The organism is Microbacterium sp. BWR-S6Y (assembly GCF_041379845.1).
Classification (GTDB): Bacteria; Actinomycetota; Actinomycetes; order Actinomycetales; family Microbacteriaceae; genus Microbacterium; species Microbacterium hydrothermale.
The window spans coordinates 787,639-805,519 of record NZ_JBFECV010000001.1 but is presented as its reverse complement, the minus strand read 5'-3'; the positions used below and the strand labels follow the sequence as shown (position 1 = coordinate 805,519).

Genomic DNA, 17,881 nt, shown 5'->3' with positions numbered 1-17,881 from the left:
ACCCGGAAGCTAAGCCTCTCAGCGCCGATGGTACTGCAGGGGGGACCCTGTGGGAGAGTAGGACACCGCCGGACTTCCTTTACCGAAATGGCCACCCAACGCTGGGTGGCCATTTCGCATTTACGGGTAGATTTCTCCCTGGGAAGGACGATCATGTCGACGGACGACGGCAACGAGCGCAAGAGCAACGAGGGGCGCTCGGGCGACCGCGCGTTCGGACGTGATCGGCCGTCGCGTGATGGCGGATCCGCGTCGCGCGGTGACCGCCCCGCCCGTCGCGACGGAGACGCGCGTCCCTTCCGCCGGGAGGGTGAGCGTCCCGCCCGCCGCGACGGCGACCGTCCGTTCCGTCGCGAGGGAGACCGTCCCGCACGTCGCGACGGCGACTCGCGCCCCTTCCGTCAGGACGGGGATCGTCCGTTCCGTCGTGACGGGGAGCGCCCGGTGCGCCGCGACGGTGATCGACCGGTCCGTCGTGACGGCGATGCGCGTCCGTATCGTCAGGACGGGGATCGTCCGTTCCGTCGTGACGGGGAGCGCCCGGTGCGCCGCGACGGTGATCGACCGGTCCGTCGTGACGGCGATGCACGTCCGTATCGTCAGGACGGAGATCGTTCGTTCCGTCGGGACGGGGATCGCCCGGTGCGCCGTGATGGCGACCGTCCGGTGCGTCGTGATGGCGACCGACCGGTGCGTCGTGACGGTGAGTCGCGTCCGTTCCGTCAGGACGGGGATCGTCCGTTCCGTCGGGACGGGGATCGCCCGGTGCGTCGCGACGGTGACCGTCCCGTGCGCCGCGAGGGTGATCGCCCCTTCCGGAAGGACGGCGACCGTGCGCCCTACCGCGGGGGCGAGGGTCGTCCCGCCCGCCGCGACGGCGACTCCCGGGGCTTCGGTTCCGGAGACCGTCGACCGTCGCGCGACAGCCGTCCGGGCGCCGGCGCCCCCCGACGGTTCGACCGCGACGACGCGCGTGCCACGCGGCCTCCCCAGGATCGTCGCGAGCGCGGCCCGGAGCTGCCCGAGGACGTCACCGCCTTCGACCTCCCCGGTGCCGCGCGCAACGAGCTGAAGACGCTCAGCAAGGACAACGCCGACAACGTCGCGCGTCACCTCGCGATGGCCGCCCGGCTGATCGACGACGACCCGGCCCTCGCGCATCAGCACGCCCTCGCGGCGTCGCGCAGCGCAGGACGCGTCGGCGTCGTGCGCGAGACCGTCGCCATCACGGCGTATGCGGTGGGTGACTTCGCTCTCGCGTTGCGCGAGCTGCGGACGCATCGTCGCATCACCGGCTCGGACGAGCAGCTGCCGCTGATCGTCGACAGCGAGCGTGGCGTCGGACGCCCCGACCGCGCGCTCGAGGAAGGCCGAGCGGTGGACCGCACGACCCTCTCCGTCCCCGTGCGCGTACAGCTCGCGATCGCCATGTCGGGTGCGCGACTCGACCTCGGACAGACCGACCGTGCCCTGCAGGAGCTCGAGATCCCCGAAGCCGACCCGGACCGAGCGTTCGAGTGGAGCCCCGCACTCTTCTCCGCGCGGGCGGCGGTGCTCGAGGAGCTCGGGCGCGACGAGGAAGCCTCCGAGTGGCAGCGACGAGCAGACATCGCCGCCGAGGCGCTCGACGCGGCGGCCGGAGTGGCCGATCGCGAAGTCATCGTCGTCGAGGAGATCGACCTGATCGATGACGAGGGCGGAGTGGACGTGGCATCCGGTGTCATCCCCCTCGAGGAGTCCGCGGGCGAGTCGGACGCGGAGGTCGCGGACGACGAAGGCGTGGCCGAGTCCGAGGACGCCGCCGCCGACGGCCTACAGGATGTCGCGGACTCGTCGTCCGCGGACGACGAGGCCGGGGACGCGCGATGATCTTCCGCCGCACCGCCGCGCCGGCGACGCCGCTGGACGGGGTGGACGTGATCCTCTCCGACCTGGACGGGGTCGTGTATGCCGGTCCCGGCGCTCTCCCGCACGCGGTGGACAGTTTGAACCGCGCACAGGACGAGGGACGCCGGCTGGGGTACATCACCAACAACGCCTCTCGGACCGACGCCTCGGTGGCGGAGCACCTGAGCTCGCTCGGACTGCGCGTCGTCGCCGACGACGTCACGACGAGCCCCCAGGCGGCGATGCGCCTCATGAAGGATCTCGTCCCGGCGGGGTCGACGCTGCTGGTCATCGGCGGCGAGGGTCTCGTGGTCGAGGTCGAGAAGGCCGGTTTCGTCGTCACGCGCAGCGCGGACGACGCCCCCGCCGCGGTCGTGCAGGGCTTCGCTCCCGAGGTCGGCTGGAAGCACCTCGCGGAAGCCGCGTACGCCCTGGCGACGCCGATCGAGGAGGGCGGCATCCCCTGGGTGGCGACCAACACCGACTGGACGATCCCCCAGGCGCGCGGGATCGCACCGGGGAACGGAACCCTGGTGTCGGCCGTGCACACCGCCGTCGGACGTCTCGCGACGATCGCCGGCAAGCCCGAACGGCCCATCTTCGACGAGGCCGTGACCCGCACCGGGGCGACGTCGCCCCTGTTTATCGGCGATCGTCTGGACACCGACATCCAGGGCGCGCGCACGGCGGGTATGCCCTCGCTCCTCGTCCTCACCGGGATCGACCGCCCGAAGCAGGTGCTCGCGGCGCCGCCGTCGCAGCGGCCCGACTACATCGTCGAAGACCTCCGGCAGTTGTTCGAGCCGTACCCGGCGACGATCGTCAAGGGCGAGCGCACCCGCGTGGGTGACGCGATCGTCGAGATCGACGGTGTGGACCTGCGCATCGTGGCGGAGGGCGGCCGACAGATCGACCTCCTCCGCGCGGGAGCGGCGGCGATCTGGAACTCCGGGCGGGCCATCTTCGGCTTCCGTGTTCCGGAGCAGCTGTACGCGGACCCCTTCCGCGCGCGCTGACGTCGGTAGCATGGCATCCATGTCGGACAGCGAAGACCAGGATGTCTCGACGGAGCTGATCGATCGACTGCGTCTCATCGAGGAGCAGCCTTTGCACGCACGTGCCGACGCCTATGCCGCGGTGCACGACGAACTGGCCCGGCGCCTCGCGTCGGCGCCGACCGATCCCGCCGCGGCGTCGCGCCCGTGACCTCCCGCCTCGACGCCGAGCTCGCCGCCCGCGGGCTCGCCCGCTCGCGTTCGCACGCATCGCAGCTGATCGCCGCCGGAGTCGTCAGCGTGGACGGCAAGCCGGTGGTGAAGCCGTCGACGCCCGTCGGCGCCGCAAGCGACATCACCGTCGCGGGTGCCGATCACTACGTCAGCCGGGCGGCGCACAAGCTGATCGCCGCGCTCGACGCCTTCCCGATCGAGGTGGCGGGGCGCACGGCGCTCGACCTCGGCGCCTCGACAGGCGGATTCACGCAGGTGCTTCGCGAGCGCGGTGCCCGCCCCGTCCTCGCGGTCGACGTGGGGCACGGACAGTTGTCCACCGTCGTGGGGAGCGACCCCGACGTGGTGTCGGTGGAGGGGTATAACGTGCGGTTCATGACCGCCGACTCCCTCGCCGCCGCGACCGGCGTCGACGAGCGGCCGAGCGTGGTCACCGGCGACCTGTCGTTCATCTCCCTGCACCACGTGCTGCCGGCGGTGGCGACCACCGCGGCGAGCGAGGCGGATGTCGTCCTGCTGATCAAGCCGCAGTTCGAGGTCGGACGGACCGCGGTCAAGGGCGGCCTGGTGACCGATCCCGCCCTGCGCTCCGATGCGGTGCACGGCGTCCTGTGGGCGGCGTGGGACACGGGGCTGCGAACGACCGGACTGATCGCGTCGCCCCTCGTCGGGACCCACGGCAACCAGGAGTATGTCGCGTGGTTCTCGGCCGTCCGGGGCGGTGACCCCTCAGAATGGGAGAGCACCGTGACCGAACTGACCGGAAGCCGATGACCCCCAGCGATCGCCGAATCCTCCTCGTCGTGCACGCACGCCGCGATGACACCGTCCATGCCGCCGAGCGCATCCTCACCGCTGTGCGCGCCGCGGGGGCGACGCCCGTCGTCTCGGCGGAGGACCGACCCGAACTCGCCGAGCGTCTCTCGCTCGAGGGAGTCGAGACCCTCGGCGTCGATGTCGACATCACCGACGTCGAGCTCGCGATCGTCCTCGGTGGCGACGGCACGATCCTGCGCGCGGCCGAGACCGTGCGCGGGGGGCGCGCTCCCATCCTCGGGATCAACATGGGCCACGTCGGGTTCCTCGCCGAGATCGAGCGCGACGACATGGACGACGCCGTCCGTCGCGTGATCGCCCGCGACTACACCGTCGAAGAGCGTCTCGCCCTGGCCGTCCGGGTGCTGGATGCCGACGACACCGTCATCTTCGAGACCTGGGCGCTGAACGAAGCCACCGTCGAGAAGGCCAGCCGCGAACGCATGCTCGAGGTCGTCATGGAGGTCGACGGTCGTCCGCTGTCGTCCTTCGGGTGCGACGGCGTGGTGGTCGCTTCGCCGACGGGGTCGACGGCCTACAACTTCTCGGCCGGGGGACCGGTCATCTGGCCCACGGTCGAGGCGATCGCCGTGGTGCCCCTCTCCGCCCACGCGCTCTTCGCGCGCCCGCTCGTGGTGAGCCCCGACGCGACCGTCGCCGTCGAGGTGCTCGAGCGCACGAGCGGGAGCGGCATCCTGTGGTGCGACGGGAGACGCTCGCACGAACTGCCGCCCGGCGCCCGCGTCGTGGTGCGGCGGTCGTCGCGCCCGGTGCGTCTGGCGCGACTGCATCCCGCGGCGTTCACGGATCGGCTCGTGCGCAAGTTCCGCCTGCCCGTCACGGGCTGGCGCGGCGCGACGGGAGGCACCGCGTGATCGAGGAGATGCGGCTGAAAGACCTCGGGGTCATCGCCGACGCCACGCTGCCGATCGGCCGCGGGTTCACGGCGATCACCGGCGAGACCGGCGCAGGCAAGACCATGGTCGTCACCGGACTCGGGCTGCTGCTGGGGCAGCGTGCCGACTCGGGGGCCGTGCGCTCGGGAGCCGCCCAGGCCGCCGTCGAGGGCGTCTGGCTGGTGCCCGAAGACGGGCCGGTCGCCGCTCGCGTGCGCGAAGCCGGGGGCGACGTCGAACCCGTCGGCGAGGGCGCTGCGGAGCTGTACCTCGGCCGCACGGTGTCGAGCGAGGGGCGCGGACGGGCGACCGTGGGCGGGCGGACCGCCCCGGCCGGGGTGCTCGCCGATCTGGCCGACGACCTCGTCGTGGTGCACGGGCAATCCGATCAGCTGCGTCTGCGCTCGGCATCCGCCCAGCGCGATGCGCTCGATCGCTTCGGCGGCGAGCCGGTGGCGACGGCGCGGGCGACCTATCGCGCCGCGTGGGACACCTGGCGTGCGCTCGACGCCGAGCTGTCGACCCTCACCGGTGATCGCGACGAACGCGCGCGGGAGGCGGAGCAGCTGCGCGCGGCCATCGCCGAGATCGAGGCCGCGGCGCCGCTCCCGGGCGAAGAAGACGAGCTGGCCCGCCGCGCGGAACGACTGGCCAACGCCGAGGAGCTCCGCGTCGCCGCGGTGACCGCGCACGCCGCCCTCTCGAACGAAGACGGGGCCCCCGACGTCGTGTCCCTGCTGGCGGAGGCCCGCCGCGCCCTGGAGCGCATCTCGGGCAGCGACGCCGCTCTCGCCGCGATCGGCGAGCAGATCGCCGACCTGGGCTATCGCGCCACCGATGCCTCCGTCGCGCTGTCGGGGTACCTCGCCGACCTCGATGAGTCCGGCCCGCACGAGCTCGCCGCCGTCGACGAGCGCCGCGGGGTTCTCGCCGCCCTCGCCCGCACCCACGGCTCGGTCGACGCCGCGATCGATCTGCTCGCGACCGGGTCGGCCCGCCTCGTCGAGCTGGACGACGACGGAGACCGTCTCGAACGCCTCGCGGCCCGACGCGACGAGGCGGCCCGCGAACTCGACGCCGCCGCCGACGCCCTGACCGCGGCCCGCCGCGAGGCGGCGGAACGCCTCGGTGCGGCCGTCACCGAAGAACTGCACGCCCTCGCGCTGCCCGACGCGAAGCTCACGGTCGACGTGGCTCCCGCCTCTCCGGCCGCGCACGGGCGCGACGACGTCGCCATCCTGCTCGCGCCCCATCCCGGGGCCGATCCGCGACCGGTGTCGCGGGGCGCCTCGGGCGGCGAGCTCAGCCGCGTGATGCTGGCCATCGAGGTCGTGATCGCCGGCGTCGACCCCGTGCCGACGTTCGTCTTCGACGAGGTGGACGCGGGAATCGGTGGCGCCGCGGCGATCGAGGTCGGTCGACGGCTGGCCCGCCTGGCGGAGTCGTCGCAGGTGATCGCGGTCACCCACCTCGCCCAGGTGGCCGCCTTCGCGGGCAACCACCTGACGGTCGTCAAGGGCAACGACGGCGCGGTCACGGCATCCAGCGTCCGACGCCTCGACGGAGCCGAGCGCGAGGCGGAGATGGCGCGACTGCTCTCGGGACTCAGCGACTCGGATGCCGCCCTCACCCACGCCCGCGAGCTGCTCGAGACCGGGCGGGCACGCTGACCCGACCGCGCTCGACCCCTGATCGACACGCGGGCGTGACCCGGATGTCGGAAGGGGCTGTCAGACTCTGAGGCGAACCCCCACACCCGACTGATAGGATCGAAGCCCGTGATGCAGACTTCGGACGCGGGACATTCAGACAGCACGACCTTCACGACGAAGCACATCTTCGTGACCGGAGGAGTCGTCTCCTCCCTGGGCAAAGGCCTGACGGCGGCAAGCCTCGGCAACCTCCTCACGGCCCGCGGACTCCGCGTGGTCATGCAGAAGCTCGATCCCTATCTCAACGTGGATCCGGGCACCATGAACCCCTTCCAGCACGGCGAGGTCTTCGTGACCGACGACGGCGCCGAGACCGACCTCGACATCGGGCACTACGAGCGCTTCCTCGACATCGAGCTGAGCCAGGCCGCCAACGTCACCACGGGCCAGATCTACTCGCAGGTGATCGCGCGCGAGCGTCGCGGCGAGTACCTCGGCGACACGGTGCAGGTCATCCCGCACATCACCGACGAGATCAAGCGGCGCATGCGCCTGCAGGCCAGCGAGAGCCCGCAGCCCGACGTCATCATCACCGAGATCGGCGGCACGGTCGGCGACATCGAGTCGCAGCCGTTCATCGAGTCGGCCCGTCAGATCCGCCACGAGCTCGGTCGCAAGAACGTCTTCTTCGTGCACGTGTCGCTCGTGCCGTTCATGGGCGCCTCGGGCGAGCAGAAGACCAAGCCCACTCAGCACTCCGTCGCGACGCTGCGATCCATCGGCATCCAGCCCGACGCCCTCGTGCTGCGCAGCGACCGCCCCGTCACCGAGTCCAACAAGCGCAAGATCGCGCTCATGTGCGATGTCGACGAGGACGCGGTCGTCAACGCGATCGACGTGCCGAGCATCTACGACATCCCGTCGATGATGCACGACCAGGGCCTCGACGCGTACATCGTCGACGCCCTCGAGATCGCCAAGGCCGCCGACGTGGACTGGACGCGCTGGAACCGCGTGCTGCAGGCGGTGCACAACCCCAAGCACGAGGTCACGATCGGCCTGGTCGGCAAGTACATCGACCTGCCCGACGCCTACCTCTCGGTCACCGAGGCCATCAAGGCCGGCGGTTTCGGTCAGGAGACGCACGTGAAGATCACGTGGATCCCCTCCGACCTGTGCGAGACGCCCGAGGGCGCCGCGAAGGCCCTCGGCGCGGTCGACGGCATCATCGTCCCCGGCGGCTTCGGCATCCGCGGTATCGAGGGCAAGCTCGGTGCGCTGCGCTTCGCCCGCGAGCAGGGCATCCCGACGCTCGGCATCTGCCTCGGCCTGCAGTGCATGGTCATCGAGTACGCGCGCACCGTCGCCGGGCTCGAGGGCGCCTCGTCCAGCGAGTTCGACCCCGACACCGCCCACCCCGTCGTGGCGACGATGGCCGAGCAGGTCGACATCCTCGAGAGCGGCGACCTCGGCGGCACGATGCGCCTGGGTCTGTACCCGGCCGCGCTCGCCGAGGGCTCGCTCGCGGCCGAGGTCTACGGATCGAGCAGCATCTCCGAGCGCCATCGTCACCGCTACGAGGTCAACAACGCCTACCGTCAGCAGTTGAGCGACGCGGGGCTCGTCTTCTCGGGGCTCAACCCCGATCTCGACCTCGTCGAGTTCGTCGAGCTGCCGCGCGACGTGCACCCGTACTACATCGCCACGCAGGCGCACCCCGAACTGCGCTCGCGGCCCACCGAGCCCCACCCGCTGTTCCGCGGGCTCGTCGGGGCGGCGCTCGAGCGTCACCGCTCGAGCGAGCTGTTCGACGTCGAGGAGGACTGAGATGGAGTCGCTGCGCGACGAGCGGGTCGACCTCGAGGTCGTCTCGACCGACCTCGTGTACGAGGGCGCCGTGTGGGACGTCCGCAGCGACACCGTCCGGTACGGCGACGGCGAGATGACGCGTCAATACGTCGAGCACCCGGGCGCCGCGGCGGTCGTCGCGATCGACGACGAGGGTCGCGTCGTGCTCATCCAGCAGTACCGCCACCCCATCAAGGAGCGCGACTGGGAGATCCCGGCGGGGCTGCTCGACGTGGCCGGAGAGCCGCCGCTCGAGACGGCGAAGCGCGAGCTGACCGAGGAGGTCGATCTCGAGGCCGACCGCTGGCAGCACCTGCTGTCGATGCACACCACCCCGGGCGGGAACAACGAGGTCGTGCACCTCTTCCTCGCCCGCGGGCTGCGCGAGGTCGAGACCGATTACGAGCGCGAACACGAGGAATCCGACATGCGGGTCGAGCGCGTGCCGCTCGACGACGTGATCGACGGGGTCATCGCGGGGCGTCTGCGCAACGGCATCCTGGCCGCGGGGGCGCTCGCGGCGGCCGAGGTCCTGCGCCGCGAGGCCGCGTCGGCCTGACGTGGAGCTCGAGCGCGCGGTCGACACCTACCTGCGACACATCGCGCTCGAGCGGGGCCTGTCGGATCACACGGTCGCCGCCTATCGGCGCGACCTCGAGGTGTACACGGCGTGGCTCCGCGCGCGTGACGTCGTCGAGGCCGAGGCGGTGACCGCCGAGCTGGTCGCCGCCTTCGGCGCGGAGCGGGCCTCGGCCGACCCTCCGCCCGCGGCGTCGTCGCTCGCGCGTCTGCAGTCGTCGGTGCGGGGGCTGCACCGCTTCCTCGTACGCGAGGGTCGGACCGAGGTGGATCCGAGCGGGCGTCTGCGTCCGCCCAAGACGCCCCGGCGCCTGCCGAAGGCCCTGACCGTCACGCAGATCGACGAGCTGTTGGATGCCGCGGGGCCGGCGCCCGGATCGCTCGATGCGTCGGCGGCGGAGCCGGTGGCCGTCCGCGACCGGGCGCTGCTCGAACTGCTCTACGCCACGGGCGCGCGCGTGTCGGAGATCGTGCAGCTCGACCTCGACGACCTGTCGCACGGCGACCTGCTGCGCGTGCGCGGCAAGGGCGACAAGGAACGCATCGTGCCGGTCGGCTCCTACGCGCGCGCCGCCATCGAGGCCTACGCGACGCGCGTGCGCCCCGCCCTCGCGGCACGGGGACGCGCGACGCCGCGGCTGTTCCTCGGGGTGCGCGGCGCCCCCCTCTCGCGGCAGAGCGCGTGGCTCATCATCCAGGCCGCGGCTGATCGCGCCGCCCTCACCGCCCACGTCTCGCCGCACACGCTGCGCCACTCGTTCGCGACGCACCTGCTGCAGGGCGGTGCGGACGTGCGCGTCGTGCAGGAGTTGCTCGGTCACGCGTCGGTCGCGACCACCCAGATCTACACGCACGTCTCCGTCGACGCCCTGCGCGACGTCTACGCGACGGCGCATCCGCGGGCGCGGTGAGGGGCGACGTGTCGGCGGGGCGGCAATGCGGATCACGGGCGCAGGGAGGGGCTCGGCCGAGCCCGGAGAGGGGATGCCGATGAGCGCATCGGACGCATCGACGACCGGGAGGAGACTGCTCGACGGCGGGCTGGCCCTCGCCGCACTGGTCCCGTTCGCCGTGCTCGGTCTGATGGGAGCCGTGGTCTGCCTCTCTTCCCTCGCGGGAACGGGCTCGGGCGGCGAGGAGGGGGAGACCCTGATGCTGAGCCTCCTGCTCGGGGCCGTGTCCGTCGCCTTCTGCCTTCTGGCGGCCCGGGCGTCGGCGCGCGGGGCTCGCCTGTCGTGGCCGCGCGCCCTCTGCCTGGTCGCCTTCGTCACGATCCTCTGGACGGCCGCCACCTTCGGCCTGTGGGGCACCGGCGCCTTCCTGCTCGTCGCCGATCTCCCGTGGGTGCTCTTCCTCATGGTCGTCACCGGGTTCACCCTCCCGGTGGCGGGCCTCGGCATCCTGGGGCTCGTCGTCGTCGCGATCGTCCGGCGCGCGCGGGGCCGAGGCGCGCCGGACGTCACCGAGGGGCCTGGGAGACTAGGGGGATGACCGCCACCCTCGTCGCCCAGAACCTTGCCGGGGGATACGGCCACCGCACGCTCTTCGAGGGCGTCGACCTCACCGTCGCTCCGGGCGACGTGGTCGGACTGGTCGGCGTCAACGGCGCCGGGAAGTCGACCCTGCTGCGGCTGCTCGCCGGCGCCGACGAACCCCTCGCCGGAACCGTGGGCCTCGCTCCCGCCGACGCCTTCGTGGGCTGGCTCCCGCAGGAGCACGAGCGCGTACCGGGTGAGACGGTCGCCGCCTACATCGCACGGCGAACGGGCTGCGCCGAGGCCGCCCGCGAGATGGATGCCACCGCCGCGGCGCTGGGCGACCCCACCGCCGTCGGCGCCGACGACGCGTACGCGACGGCCCTGGAGCGGTGGCTCGCGAGCGGTGCGGCCGACCTCGACGAGCGCATGCCGCAGGTGCTCGCCGACCTGGGGCTGGAGGTGGGGCCGGATGCCGAGATGACCGGCCTCTCCGGCGGACAGGCGGCCCGCGTGGGTCTGGCGGCCCTGCTGCTGTCGCGCTTCGACATCGCTCTGCTCGACGAACCCACGAACGACCTCGATCTCGACGGACTCGAGAGGCTCGAGGCGTTCGTCCGCGGGCTGCGCGGCGGGGTGGTGCTCGTCAGCCACGACCGCGAGTTCCTCGCACGCTCGGTGACCCGCGTCCTGGAGCTCGACCTCGCGCAGAACACGCACCGGATCTACGGCGGGGGATACGACTCCTACCTCGAGGAGCGGGCGACGCTGCGCCGTCAGGCGCGCGAGAAGTACGAGGAGTACGCCGAGACGAAGGCCGACCTGGTGTCGCGGGCGCGCACGCAGCGCGAGTGGTCGAGCCAGGGCGTGCGCAACGCGATGAAGAAGTCGCCCGACAACGACAAGATCCGCCGCAAGGCCGCGACCGAGTCGAGCGAGAAGCAGGCGCAGAAGGTGCGGCAGATGGAGAGTCGCATCGCGCGCCTCGAAGAGGTCGAGGAGCCGCGTAAGGAGTGGCAGCTCGAGTTCACCATCGGGTCGGCACCCCGGTCGAGCTCGGTCGTGTCCACGCTCTCCGGCGCGGTGTTCCGCCAGGGGACGTTCGTGCTCGGACCGGTCTCGCTGCAGGTCAACGCCGGGGAGCGGATCGGCATCACCGGGCCGAACGGTGCCGGGAAATCGACGCTGCTGCGTGGCATCCTGGGCCGTCAGTCACCCGATGAGGGGACGACGTCGCTCGGGACGAGCGTGGCGATCGGCGAGATCGACCAGGCCCGGTCGCTGCTGGTGGGCGAGCGCCCGCTCGCCGAGACCTTCGAGGCGCTGGTGCCCGAGATGAACGCCGGCGAGGTGCGGACGCTCCTGGCGAAGTTCGGGCTCAAGGCCGATCACGTCACGCGGCCCGTCGACGGTCTCTCGCCGGGCGAGCGCACGCGCGCGGGTCTCGCGCTGCTGCAGGCTCGGGGCGTCAACGTCCTCGTGCTCGACGAACCGACCAACCACCTCGACCTCCCCGCGATCGAACAGCTCGAGCAGGCCCTCGGCTCGTACACGGGGACGCTGCTGCTGGTGACGCACGATCGGCGCATGCTCGCGGCCGTCGAGACCGATCGTCGCTGGCACGTCGAGGCCGGGCGGGTCACGGAGCTGTAGCCGCGAGGCGCTCGCGGGTGCTTCGCACAAACGGGCTCAGCGGCGGGAAACCCCCCGAGTCTCGGACCGTTCAGCGTTCGTCGCGGCGCAGGGGGCCGCGGATCAGCGGCCCTGGCGCTTCTTGTACGGCTTGGGCTGGCCCTTCACGATCGGGGCGCGGCCCTTCCCCTTGTTGGCCTTGGCCTTGCCGCCCCCGGGGGCCTTCTGCTTGGGTGCGGGGGGAGGAGCGTCGGCGATGCGGCGGTGGGCCTCCTCGAGCAGCAGGGCGCCCGCCGGGAGCAGACGCGTGGGAGCCGTGCGCTGGACCAGCGGCTGGCCCACTTCCTCCTCGAGCTTGTCGAGCGTCGTGTAGAGCGAGGCGAGCGGGATGCCGAGCTTCTCGGCCGCGCGGGGGAAGTGCAGCTCCTCGGCGAGGGCGGCGAACCGGACGAGGTGCTCGAGCTTCATGGCATCCATTCTCCCGTGTGCGTGCCGACATCACACGATCGGCTCGAGATCACCCGTCGCGGTCGGTCCGTGACATGTGACCTCGAGCCGATCGTGTGATCTCGCGAGGGGGAGGGGGCCTTCCCGCCGGGGCGGGGTCAGGCGGCGGCGGATGCCAGGAAGCGGTCCGCCGTGCGCAGCGACAGCGCCATGATCGTCAACGCCGGGTTCGCGGCGATCGCCGAGGGGAAGACGGAGTTGTCGCAGATCCACAGGTTCGGGATCTCGTGCGAGCGGCCGTCGGCGTCGACGACGCCGTCCGAGGGGTCGGTCGACATGCGACAGGTGCCGATGGTGTGGGCCGTGCGGGCCAGCACGATCGTCTCGCGCGCTCCGGCCGCCTCCATCACGCGCAGCATGAACGCCGTCGCGTGCCGGTCGATCGCCTTCTCGTTCTCTCCCGCGGTGAAGGTGACGTGCGCCCGGGGGATGCCGAACTCGTCGGTCTCGTCGCTCAGCACGAGGAGGTTGTCGTCGGAGGGCAGGCAGTCGGCGTTGATGCCGATGCCGGCCATGAACCGGTATTGATCCAGCCGCTGCATGAGCTCCGGACCCCACAGGCCACCGCCGCGCACGAGCGTCGTCGACAGCGTCAGCGGCATCACGCCCAGGCTCTGGACGAGGTACCCTCCGGCGAAGTCCGCATCGGCGGGACGCATCATGTCCTCGGAGATGAGCGACGACGGGTAGCCGCGGTGCCCGCGCACCGGCTCGTCGAAACGGCCCCACACCTGGGTCGCGCCGTGCGCGAGGAAGTTGCGGCCCACCTGGCCGTTGTCGTTGGCGAGTCCGGTGTGCAGGAGGAGGCGGGGGGTCTCGACGCCGCCGCCGGCGAGAACGAGCGCGCGGCACCGCTGGCGACGGTCCACGCCGTCCTTGCGGTAGACCACCGCCTCGACGTGCCCGCGCTCGTCGAGTTCGATGCCGTGCACCATCGACTCGCTGCGGATCTCGGCGCCGGCCGCGACCGCCGCGGGCAGGTAGGTGTTGGCAGTGGAGGCCTTGGCATCCGCCCGGCATCCCTGGTGGCACTCGCCGCAGTTGACGCACGCCCCGCGCTCGCCGTGGTGATCCTGGAGTCGCGCTCGCGTGAGCACGGCCGCGGGGGCGTCGGCCCAGCGCACGCCGAGGGCGTCGCAGCCCTTGGCGACGAGGTTCGCCGGCGCGTTGCGCGCCGCGGGGGCGTACGCGTAGGTGCGGCTCGGGTCCCACGGGTAGGGCGTCGGGCCCGAGACGCCGATGTCGCCCTCGACGCGCTCGACGTAGGCGAGCAGTTCGTCGGGGTCGATCGGCCAGTCGCGGCCCACTCCCGATTCGCTGCGCAGCGCGAGGTCGCGTCGATCGGGACGCGGGGTGAAGGCGCCCCAGTGCAGCATCGAGCCGCCGACGCCGCGACCGCTGTTGTTCGGGCCGAACGCCGTGGGGTCGTCACCGCCGCTCAGGCGCTCCGACATCCAGTTGATCTCGACGGCCTCGGTCTCGTCGGGCGTCAGGTCATCGAGCGCGAAGTGGCGCCCGGCCTCGAGCGCCACGACGCTGAGTCCCTTGCGGGCGAGTTCGTTCGTCAGCGGCGCGCCACCGGCGCCGGTTCCCACCACGACGACGTCGACCGTCTCGTCGTCGGTGAAGGTGCGCATGCCGTCGAGGTTCATGCGGCGTCTCCTGTCGCGATCGTGCCGCCGACGTTCGACGGCTCCCAGTCTTCTCGGCGGCCCAGCCGCAGTTCCACGTAGCCGCGCATCGGCGAGCCGCCCGTGGCGAATCCGTCGTAGCCGACCCGCGCCATGCTCGCCGGATGTGCGAGCCACTGCCGCACGAGGTCGTTGCGCACGTCCTCCAGCCACACCTTCAGCTGCGCCGCGTCGAAAGCGCCCTCAGCGCTGCTCTCGCCCTCGATCGCCTCGCGCAGGACGCGCGTCCGGTCGGCGGGGTCGGTCGGCCAGTGGCGCGCGAGCGTGTCGAGCCCCGCCCGGTACGCCTCGGGGTCGGTCGGAAGGTCGGCGTTGCGCCAGCCGTCGCCCTCACCGCGCGCGAGCTGCGCGTCGACGCGCGCGGCGATGTCGATCGCGGGGCCGTCCTGCGGGACGACCAGGTCGGCGATCTCGCGCAGCAGGGTGAGCTGGGCGATATCGAGCACCTCGGGGGCGTACCCGCGGTCGTCGGGAAGAGCGCGCCGGGCCAGGATGCCGCGCACCCGGGCGTCGACGCGATCGCCGGCGATGAGGCGGACCCACTCGTCGGCGACCACGGGTCCCACCCGGATCTCCTCGTCGACGAAGCGTTCGATGGCCGCGGCGGCCTCGGCGTCGCGCTCGAGCGGGATCAGGTGACCGGTGTCGGCGAGGGGAACGAAACGGGCGCGCGGGTACACCGAGGCCAGCAGGCCCGGCTGGGCGGCCGCGCCGAGGTCGGCGTCGTCCTCACCGGCGAGCACGAGGGCGGGGAGGTCGAGCGTGCCCACCTCGGCCGTGGCGTCGACGCGGCTCCCCGTCTCGAGCCAGGCGCGCCACGCCGCGGGGGAGGTGCGGCGGAGGTCGTCGATCGCGGCGGCGTGCGCCGCGTCGTCGAGGGGCTCGGCGGTGTTCTGCGCGAGGAAGGTCGCTGCATCCTCATCGGAAAGGCCGCCGTCGGACACCCACGACAGCATGCGCTCGCGGCGCTCCTCGTCCATGGGTTCGGGGCGCGGGGGCGAGGGGGCCATCAGCACGACGCCGGCGAGGCCGAACAGCCGCGCCTCGCCCCGCAGGACGCGCGACGCCACGAGCGCGGTGACCTTGCCGCCCATGCTGTGCCCGCCGAGCAGCCAGGGGCCGCCCGTGTGGGCCGCCAGCGTGCGCTCGACGTGCGCGACGGTGGAAGAGAGGTCGGTCTGCGTCGCGGACGCCTCGGAACCGAATCCGGGCAGGTCGATCGCGACGACACGCACGCGGCCGGCCAGTCTCTCGGCCACCCGATCGAACGAGCGGGCGCTCGCGCCGAGCGCGTGCAGCATGTACAGGGTCAGGGGCGCCTCGTCGGGGACGGAGGCGGTGTCTTCGGACATGACATCACCGTTTCGCACCGCGGGCACGCGAGAGGGTCGGTTGCGGATTGCCGCGATTTGCGCAAGAGGCCCCGGTGCCCGCGAGGGGAGCGTGCGGGGCGGGCATGACGAACGCCCCGACCCGACGGGCCGGGGCGTTCGCCGGGGCACGTCAGGGAGTGACCATGCCGCCGTTGACGTTGAGCGTCTCGCCCGAGACGTAGCTGGATTCCGCGGATGCCAGGAAGACGAACGCCGGTGCGATCTCGGCCGGCTGCCCCGCGCGCTGGTAAGTGCTTTCGTCGTCGAAGTGCTCCATCTGATCGTCGGAGACGCCCTGGCTCACCTGCAGCGCCGACCAGGTGGGACCGGGGGCGACGACGTTCACCCGGATGCCGCGAGACGCGAGCTGCTGGGCGAGCCCCTTCGACAGGTTGTTGATCGCCGCCTTCGTCGCGGCGTAGTCGAGGCGATCCGGCGCGGGCACGTAGGCCTCGAGGGAGGCGGTGTTGATGATCGTGCCCCCCTCGGGCAGGTGCGCGAGAGCGGCCTTGGTGATCCAGAACGGGGCGAACACGTTCGTGCGGAAGGTCTGCTCGAACTGCTCGTCGGACAGGTCGTCGACCTTCTCGACCATCACCTGCTTGCCCGCGTTGTTCACGACGATGTCGAGGCCGCCGAGCGCCTCGGCCGCGTGCGAGACGAGCTCGCGGCACGCGCCGGGATCGGTGATGTCGGTCGCGATCGAGACGCCCGTGCGGCCGGCATCCCGGATCTGCTCGAGGATGTGGTCGGCGTCGCGCTGCTCGCCGGGCAGGTGCACGATCGCGACGTCGGCGCCCTCGCGGGCGAACGCGATCGCGACCGCACCGCCGATCCCGGAGTCGCCGCCGGTGATGAGCGCCTTGCGGCCGGTGAGTCGGCCGAGTCCGCGATAGGTCTTCTCGCCGAGGTCGGGCACCGGGGTCATGTCGGCCTGAACGCCGGGCTCGGGCTGGTGCTGGAGGGGCGGTTCGACGCGGGCGTAACGCGTGACCGGATTGTCGAAGGTGAACTGGTCGCGATCGGAGGTCATGCGTCGACGCTAGGCAGGGTGGTGCGCCTCCGCGGGGGCCTTGACGTGCCCGCCCGGATCGTCGTCGTCGCCCATACGCCGATGAGGACGGCGACAGCGCGACCTGATGAGGCGAAGGGTGATCTCTTCGGCCCCGCGGCCCTTCCCTCTCCGAGACGTCCCCGGCCCGGAGGATCGTCCGTCTAATCTCACCGCGTGAACGAGACCCCGCACGAACGTGTCGTCGCCCATGTCGTCGATCGCGTCAGCGGAGGCGTACCGGTCGCGGTGCGCACGTACATCCAGAACTCTCCCTCCGGCTACTCGCACGTCGTCATCTCGCCGTGGCGCGACGGCGCACCCTCCTCCGTCTGGTCGGGGTTGTCCGCCGCACACCTCGCGTGGGACACGTCCACCGTCTCCCGGGCGATCAGAGATCTCCGACGCGTGCTGCGCCGCCACACGTTCGACGTCGTCCACGCGCACTCCAGTTTCCCCGGGGCATACGTTCGGATGGTGTCCTCGCGCCGCCGCACGCGGGTCGTCTACACCCCGCACTGCTTCGCGTTCGTCCGTACGGACATCTCCGCGCCACAGCGCGCCGTCTTCCGTCTCGCCGAGAGAGCGCTCCGTCACCGCACCGGCATCCTCGCCGCCTGCGGAGCCGGTGAGCGTCGCGAGGCCGAACGCCTCGGTTTCCGCCCGGAACGCGTCCTCGTCGTTCCCAACCTGGCATCGGTTCCGACTCGCGACGGGTCCCGTCGTGCGCGCGGTCTGCGCGTCCCGAACCGCGTGCACATCGGCATGCTCGGTCGCTGGTCGGAGCAGAAGGATCCCGCTGCCTTCATCGCGGGCGCCGTCGCCCTCCGACGTGCCCTCCCCGGGATGACCGTGGACGCCACCTGGATCGGCGACGGGCAGGGCACGACTCCCCGACCTGACGGAGTGGAAGTGACGGGGTGGCTCGATCGAGCCGCGGTGGGTGAGCGGCTCGACGATCTCGACGTCTACGTGCACAGTGCCGCGTGGGAGGGCTTCCCCATCGCGATCCTGGATGCCGCGGCCGTGGGGCTGCCCATCCTCACTCGCCGGATCGACGCACTCCCCGACCTTCCCGCGGCATTGACGATCGACGGAGGGCTTGCGGATCTCGCCGATGCCGTCCGCTCCGATCGTTTCGACGCCTGGAGCTCCACCAATCGCTCGCGATGGGCGGAGTACCTCGGACCGCGCGACAGTGACGATCAGCGCCGCGCACTGGCCGGCGCGTGGGGATGATCTGCG

At 72.0% G+C, this 17,881-nt stretch carries 16 protein-coding genes; 12 read left to right on the top strand and 4 right to left on the bottom strand.

The window, feature by feature from the left end; translation table 11 throughout:
* The first annotated feature begins 789 nt into the window (after positions 1 to 789).
* The 11 genes from AB1K56_RS03870 to abc-f all read left to right on the top strand — a co-directional run bounded on the left by AB1K56_RS03870 (position 790) and on the right by abc-f (position 12,035).
* Positions 790 to 1,869 carry a hypothetical protein gene (locus AB1K56_RS03870; RefSeq protein WP_371204633.1) on the top strand — a complete coding sequence of 360 codons (1,080 nt, stop codon included), beginning with the start codon at positions 790 to 792 and terminating at the stop codon, positions 1,867 to 1,869.
* Entirely contained in the window at positions 1,866 to 2,903 is a 1,038-nt protein-coding gene (locus AB1K56_RS03865) for an HAD-IIA family hydrolase (RefSeq protein WP_371204632.1), read from the top strand. Before AB1K56_RS03870 ends, AB1K56_RS03865 begins: the two co-directional genes overlap by 4 nt.
* A gap of 19 nt (positions 2,904 to 2,922) precedes the next feature.
* Positions 2,923 to 3,093: a hypothetical protein gene (locus AB1K56_RS03860; protein ID WP_371204631.1), complete on the top strand. Its 171-nt coding sequence runs from the start codon at positions 2,923 to 2,925 to the stop codon at positions 3,091 to 3,093.
* Positions 3,090 to 3,890 (top strand): TlyA family RNA methyltransferase, encoded by an 801-nt coding sequence (locus AB1K56_RS03855; protein WP_371204630.1) that lies wholly within the window; start codon positions 3,090 to 3,092, stop codon positions 3,888 to 3,890. The genes AB1K56_RS03860 and AB1K56_RS03855 overlap by 4 nt, the downstream gene beginning before the upstream one ends.
* Positions 3,887 to 4,807, top strand: a complete 921-nt coding sequence (locus AB1K56_RS03850) for an NAD kinase (RefSeq protein ID WP_371204629.1) — start codon at positions 3,887 to 3,889, stop codon at positions 4,805 to 4,807. The genes AB1K56_RS03855 and AB1K56_RS03850 overlap by 4 nt, the downstream gene beginning before the upstream one ends.
* Entirely contained in the window at positions 4,804 to 6,498 is a 1,695-nt protein-coding gene (gene recN, locus AB1K56_RS03845) for a DNA repair protein RecN (protein ID WP_371204628.1), read from the top strand. Before AB1K56_RS03850 ends, recN begins: the two co-directional genes overlap by 4 nt.
* A gap of 111 nt (positions 6,499 to 6,609) precedes the next feature.
* The gene (locus AB1K56_RS03840; RefSeq protein WP_264632330.1) at positions 6,610 to 8,307 is read left to right on the top strand and encodes a CTP synthase; all 1,698 of its coding nucleotides are present in this window, start codon (positions 6,610 to 6,612) and stop codon (positions 8,305 to 8,307) included.
* A 1-nt stretch (position 8,308) separates the two neighbouring features.
* Positions 8,309 to 8,887 carry an NUDIX domain-containing protein gene (locus AB1K56_RS03835; protein WP_371204627.1) on the top strand — a complete coding sequence of 193 codons (579 nt, stop codon included), beginning with the start codon at positions 8,309 to 8,311 and terminating at the stop codon, positions 8,885 to 8,887.
* Between the two features lies 1 nt (position 8,888).
* Entirely contained in the window at positions 8,889 to 9,818 is a 930-nt protein-coding gene (xerD, locus tag AB1K56_RS03830; RefSeq protein ID WP_371204626.1) for a site-specific tyrosine recombinase XerD, read from the top strand.
* A gap of 79 nt (positions 9,819 to 9,897) precedes the next feature.
* Positions 9,898 to 10,398, top strand: a complete 501-nt coding sequence (locus AB1K56_RS03825) for a hypothetical protein (RefSeq protein ID WP_371204625.1) — start codon at positions 9,898 to 9,900, stop codon at positions 10,396 to 10,398.
* A complete protein-coding gene (gene abc-f, locus AB1K56_RS03820) occupies positions 10,395 to 12,035 on the top strand; it encodes a ribosomal protection-like ABC-F family protein (protein WP_371204624.1) in 1,641 nt (546 codons plus the stop codon). The genes AB1K56_RS03825 and abc-f overlap by 4 nt, the downstream gene beginning before the upstream one ends.
* 102 nt (positions 12,036 to 12,137) lie before the next feature.
* On the opposite strand, the gene AB1K56_RS03815 is transcribed toward abc-f, so the two are convergent.
* The 4 genes from AB1K56_RS03815 to AB1K56_RS03800 form a co-directional block, all read right to left on the bottom strand.
* Positions 12,138 to 12,482 carry a LysR family transcriptional regulator gene (locus AB1K56_RS03815; RefSeq protein WP_371204623.1) on the bottom strand — a complete coding sequence of 115 codons (345 nt, stop codon included), beginning with the start codon at positions 12,480 to 12,482 and terminating at the stop codon, positions 12,138 to 12,140.
* A gap of 137 nt (positions 12,483 to 12,619) precedes the next feature.
* On the bottom strand, positions 12,620 to 14,173 hold the full coding sequence (locus AB1K56_RS03810; RefSeq protein WP_371204622.1) for a GMC family oxidoreductase: 1,554 nt from the start codon (positions 14,171 to 14,173) through the stop codon (positions 12,620 to 12,622).
* Positions 14,170 to 15,564, bottom strand: a complete 1,395-nt coding sequence (locus AB1K56_RS03805) for an alpha/beta fold hydrolase (protein ID WP_371204621.1) — start codon at positions 15,562 to 15,564, stop codon at positions 14,170 to 14,172. The genes AB1K56_RS03810 and AB1K56_RS03805 overlap by 4 nt, the downstream gene beginning before the upstream one ends.
* A gap of 151 nt (positions 15,565 to 15,715) precedes the next feature.
* Positions 15,716 to 16,618: an SDR family oxidoreductase gene (locus AB1K56_RS03800; protein WP_371204620.1), complete on the bottom strand. Its 903-nt coding sequence runs from the start codon at positions 16,616 to 16,618 to the stop codon at positions 15,716 to 15,718.
* A gap of 195 nt (positions 16,619 to 16,813) precedes the next feature.
* Between AB1K56_RS03800 and AB1K56_RS03795 the strand changes: the two genes are divergently transcribed.
* Entirely contained in the window at positions 16,814 to 17,875 is a 1,062-nt protein-coding gene (locus AB1K56_RS03795; RefSeq protein WP_371204619.1) for a glycosyltransferase family 4 protein, read from the top strand.
* Positions 17,876 to 17,881: the final 6 nt, after the last annotated feature.

Excerpts from the sequence above, each read along its gene's own strand:
- AB1K56_RS03865 (WP_371204632.1), top strand. The coding sequence starts at position 1,866 with ATGATCTTCCGCCGCACCGCCGCGCCGGCGACGCCGCTGGACGGGGTG.
- AB1K56_RS03860 (WP_371204631.1), top strand. The coding sequence starts at position 2,923 with ATGTCGGACAGCGAAGACCAGGATGTCTCGACGGAGCTGATCGATCGA.
- AB1K56_RS03850 (WP_371204629.1), top strand. The coding sequence starts at position 3,887 with ATGACCCCCAGCGATCGCCGAATCCTCCTCGTCGTGCACGCACGCCGC.
- AB1K56_RS03840 (WP_264632330.1), top strand. The coding sequence starts at position 6,610 with ATGCAGACTTCGGACGCGGGACATTCAGACAGCACGACCTTCACGACG.
- AB1K56_RS03835 (WP_371204627.1), top strand. The coding sequence starts at position 8,309 with ATGGAGTCGCTGCGCGACGAGCGGGTCGACCTCGAGGTCGTCTCGACC.
- AB1K56_RS03825 (WP_371204625.1), top strand. The coding sequence starts at position 9,898 with ATGAGCGCATCGGACGCATCGACGACCGGGAGGAGACTGCTCGACGGC.
- abc-f (WP_371204624.1), top strand. The coding sequence starts at position 10,395 with ATGACCGCCACCCTCGTCGCCCAGAACCTTGCCGGGGGATACGGCCAC.
- AB1K56_RS03815 (WP_371204623.1), bottom strand. The coding sequence starts at position 12,482 with ATGAAGCTCGAGCACCTCGTCCGGTTCGCCGCCCTCGCCGAGGAGCTG.
- AB1K56_RS03810 (WP_371204622.1), bottom strand. The coding sequence starts at position 14,173 with ATGAACCTCGACGGCATGCGCACCTTCACCGACGACGAGACGGTCGAC.
- AB1K56_RS03805 (WP_371204621.1), bottom strand. The coding sequence starts at position 15,564 with ATGTCCGAAGACACCGCCTCCGTCCCCGACGAGGCGCCCCTGACCCTG.
- AB1K56_RS03800 (WP_371204620.1), bottom strand. The coding sequence starts at position 16,618 with ATGACCTCCGATCGCGACCAGTTCACCTTCGACAATCCGGTCACGCGT.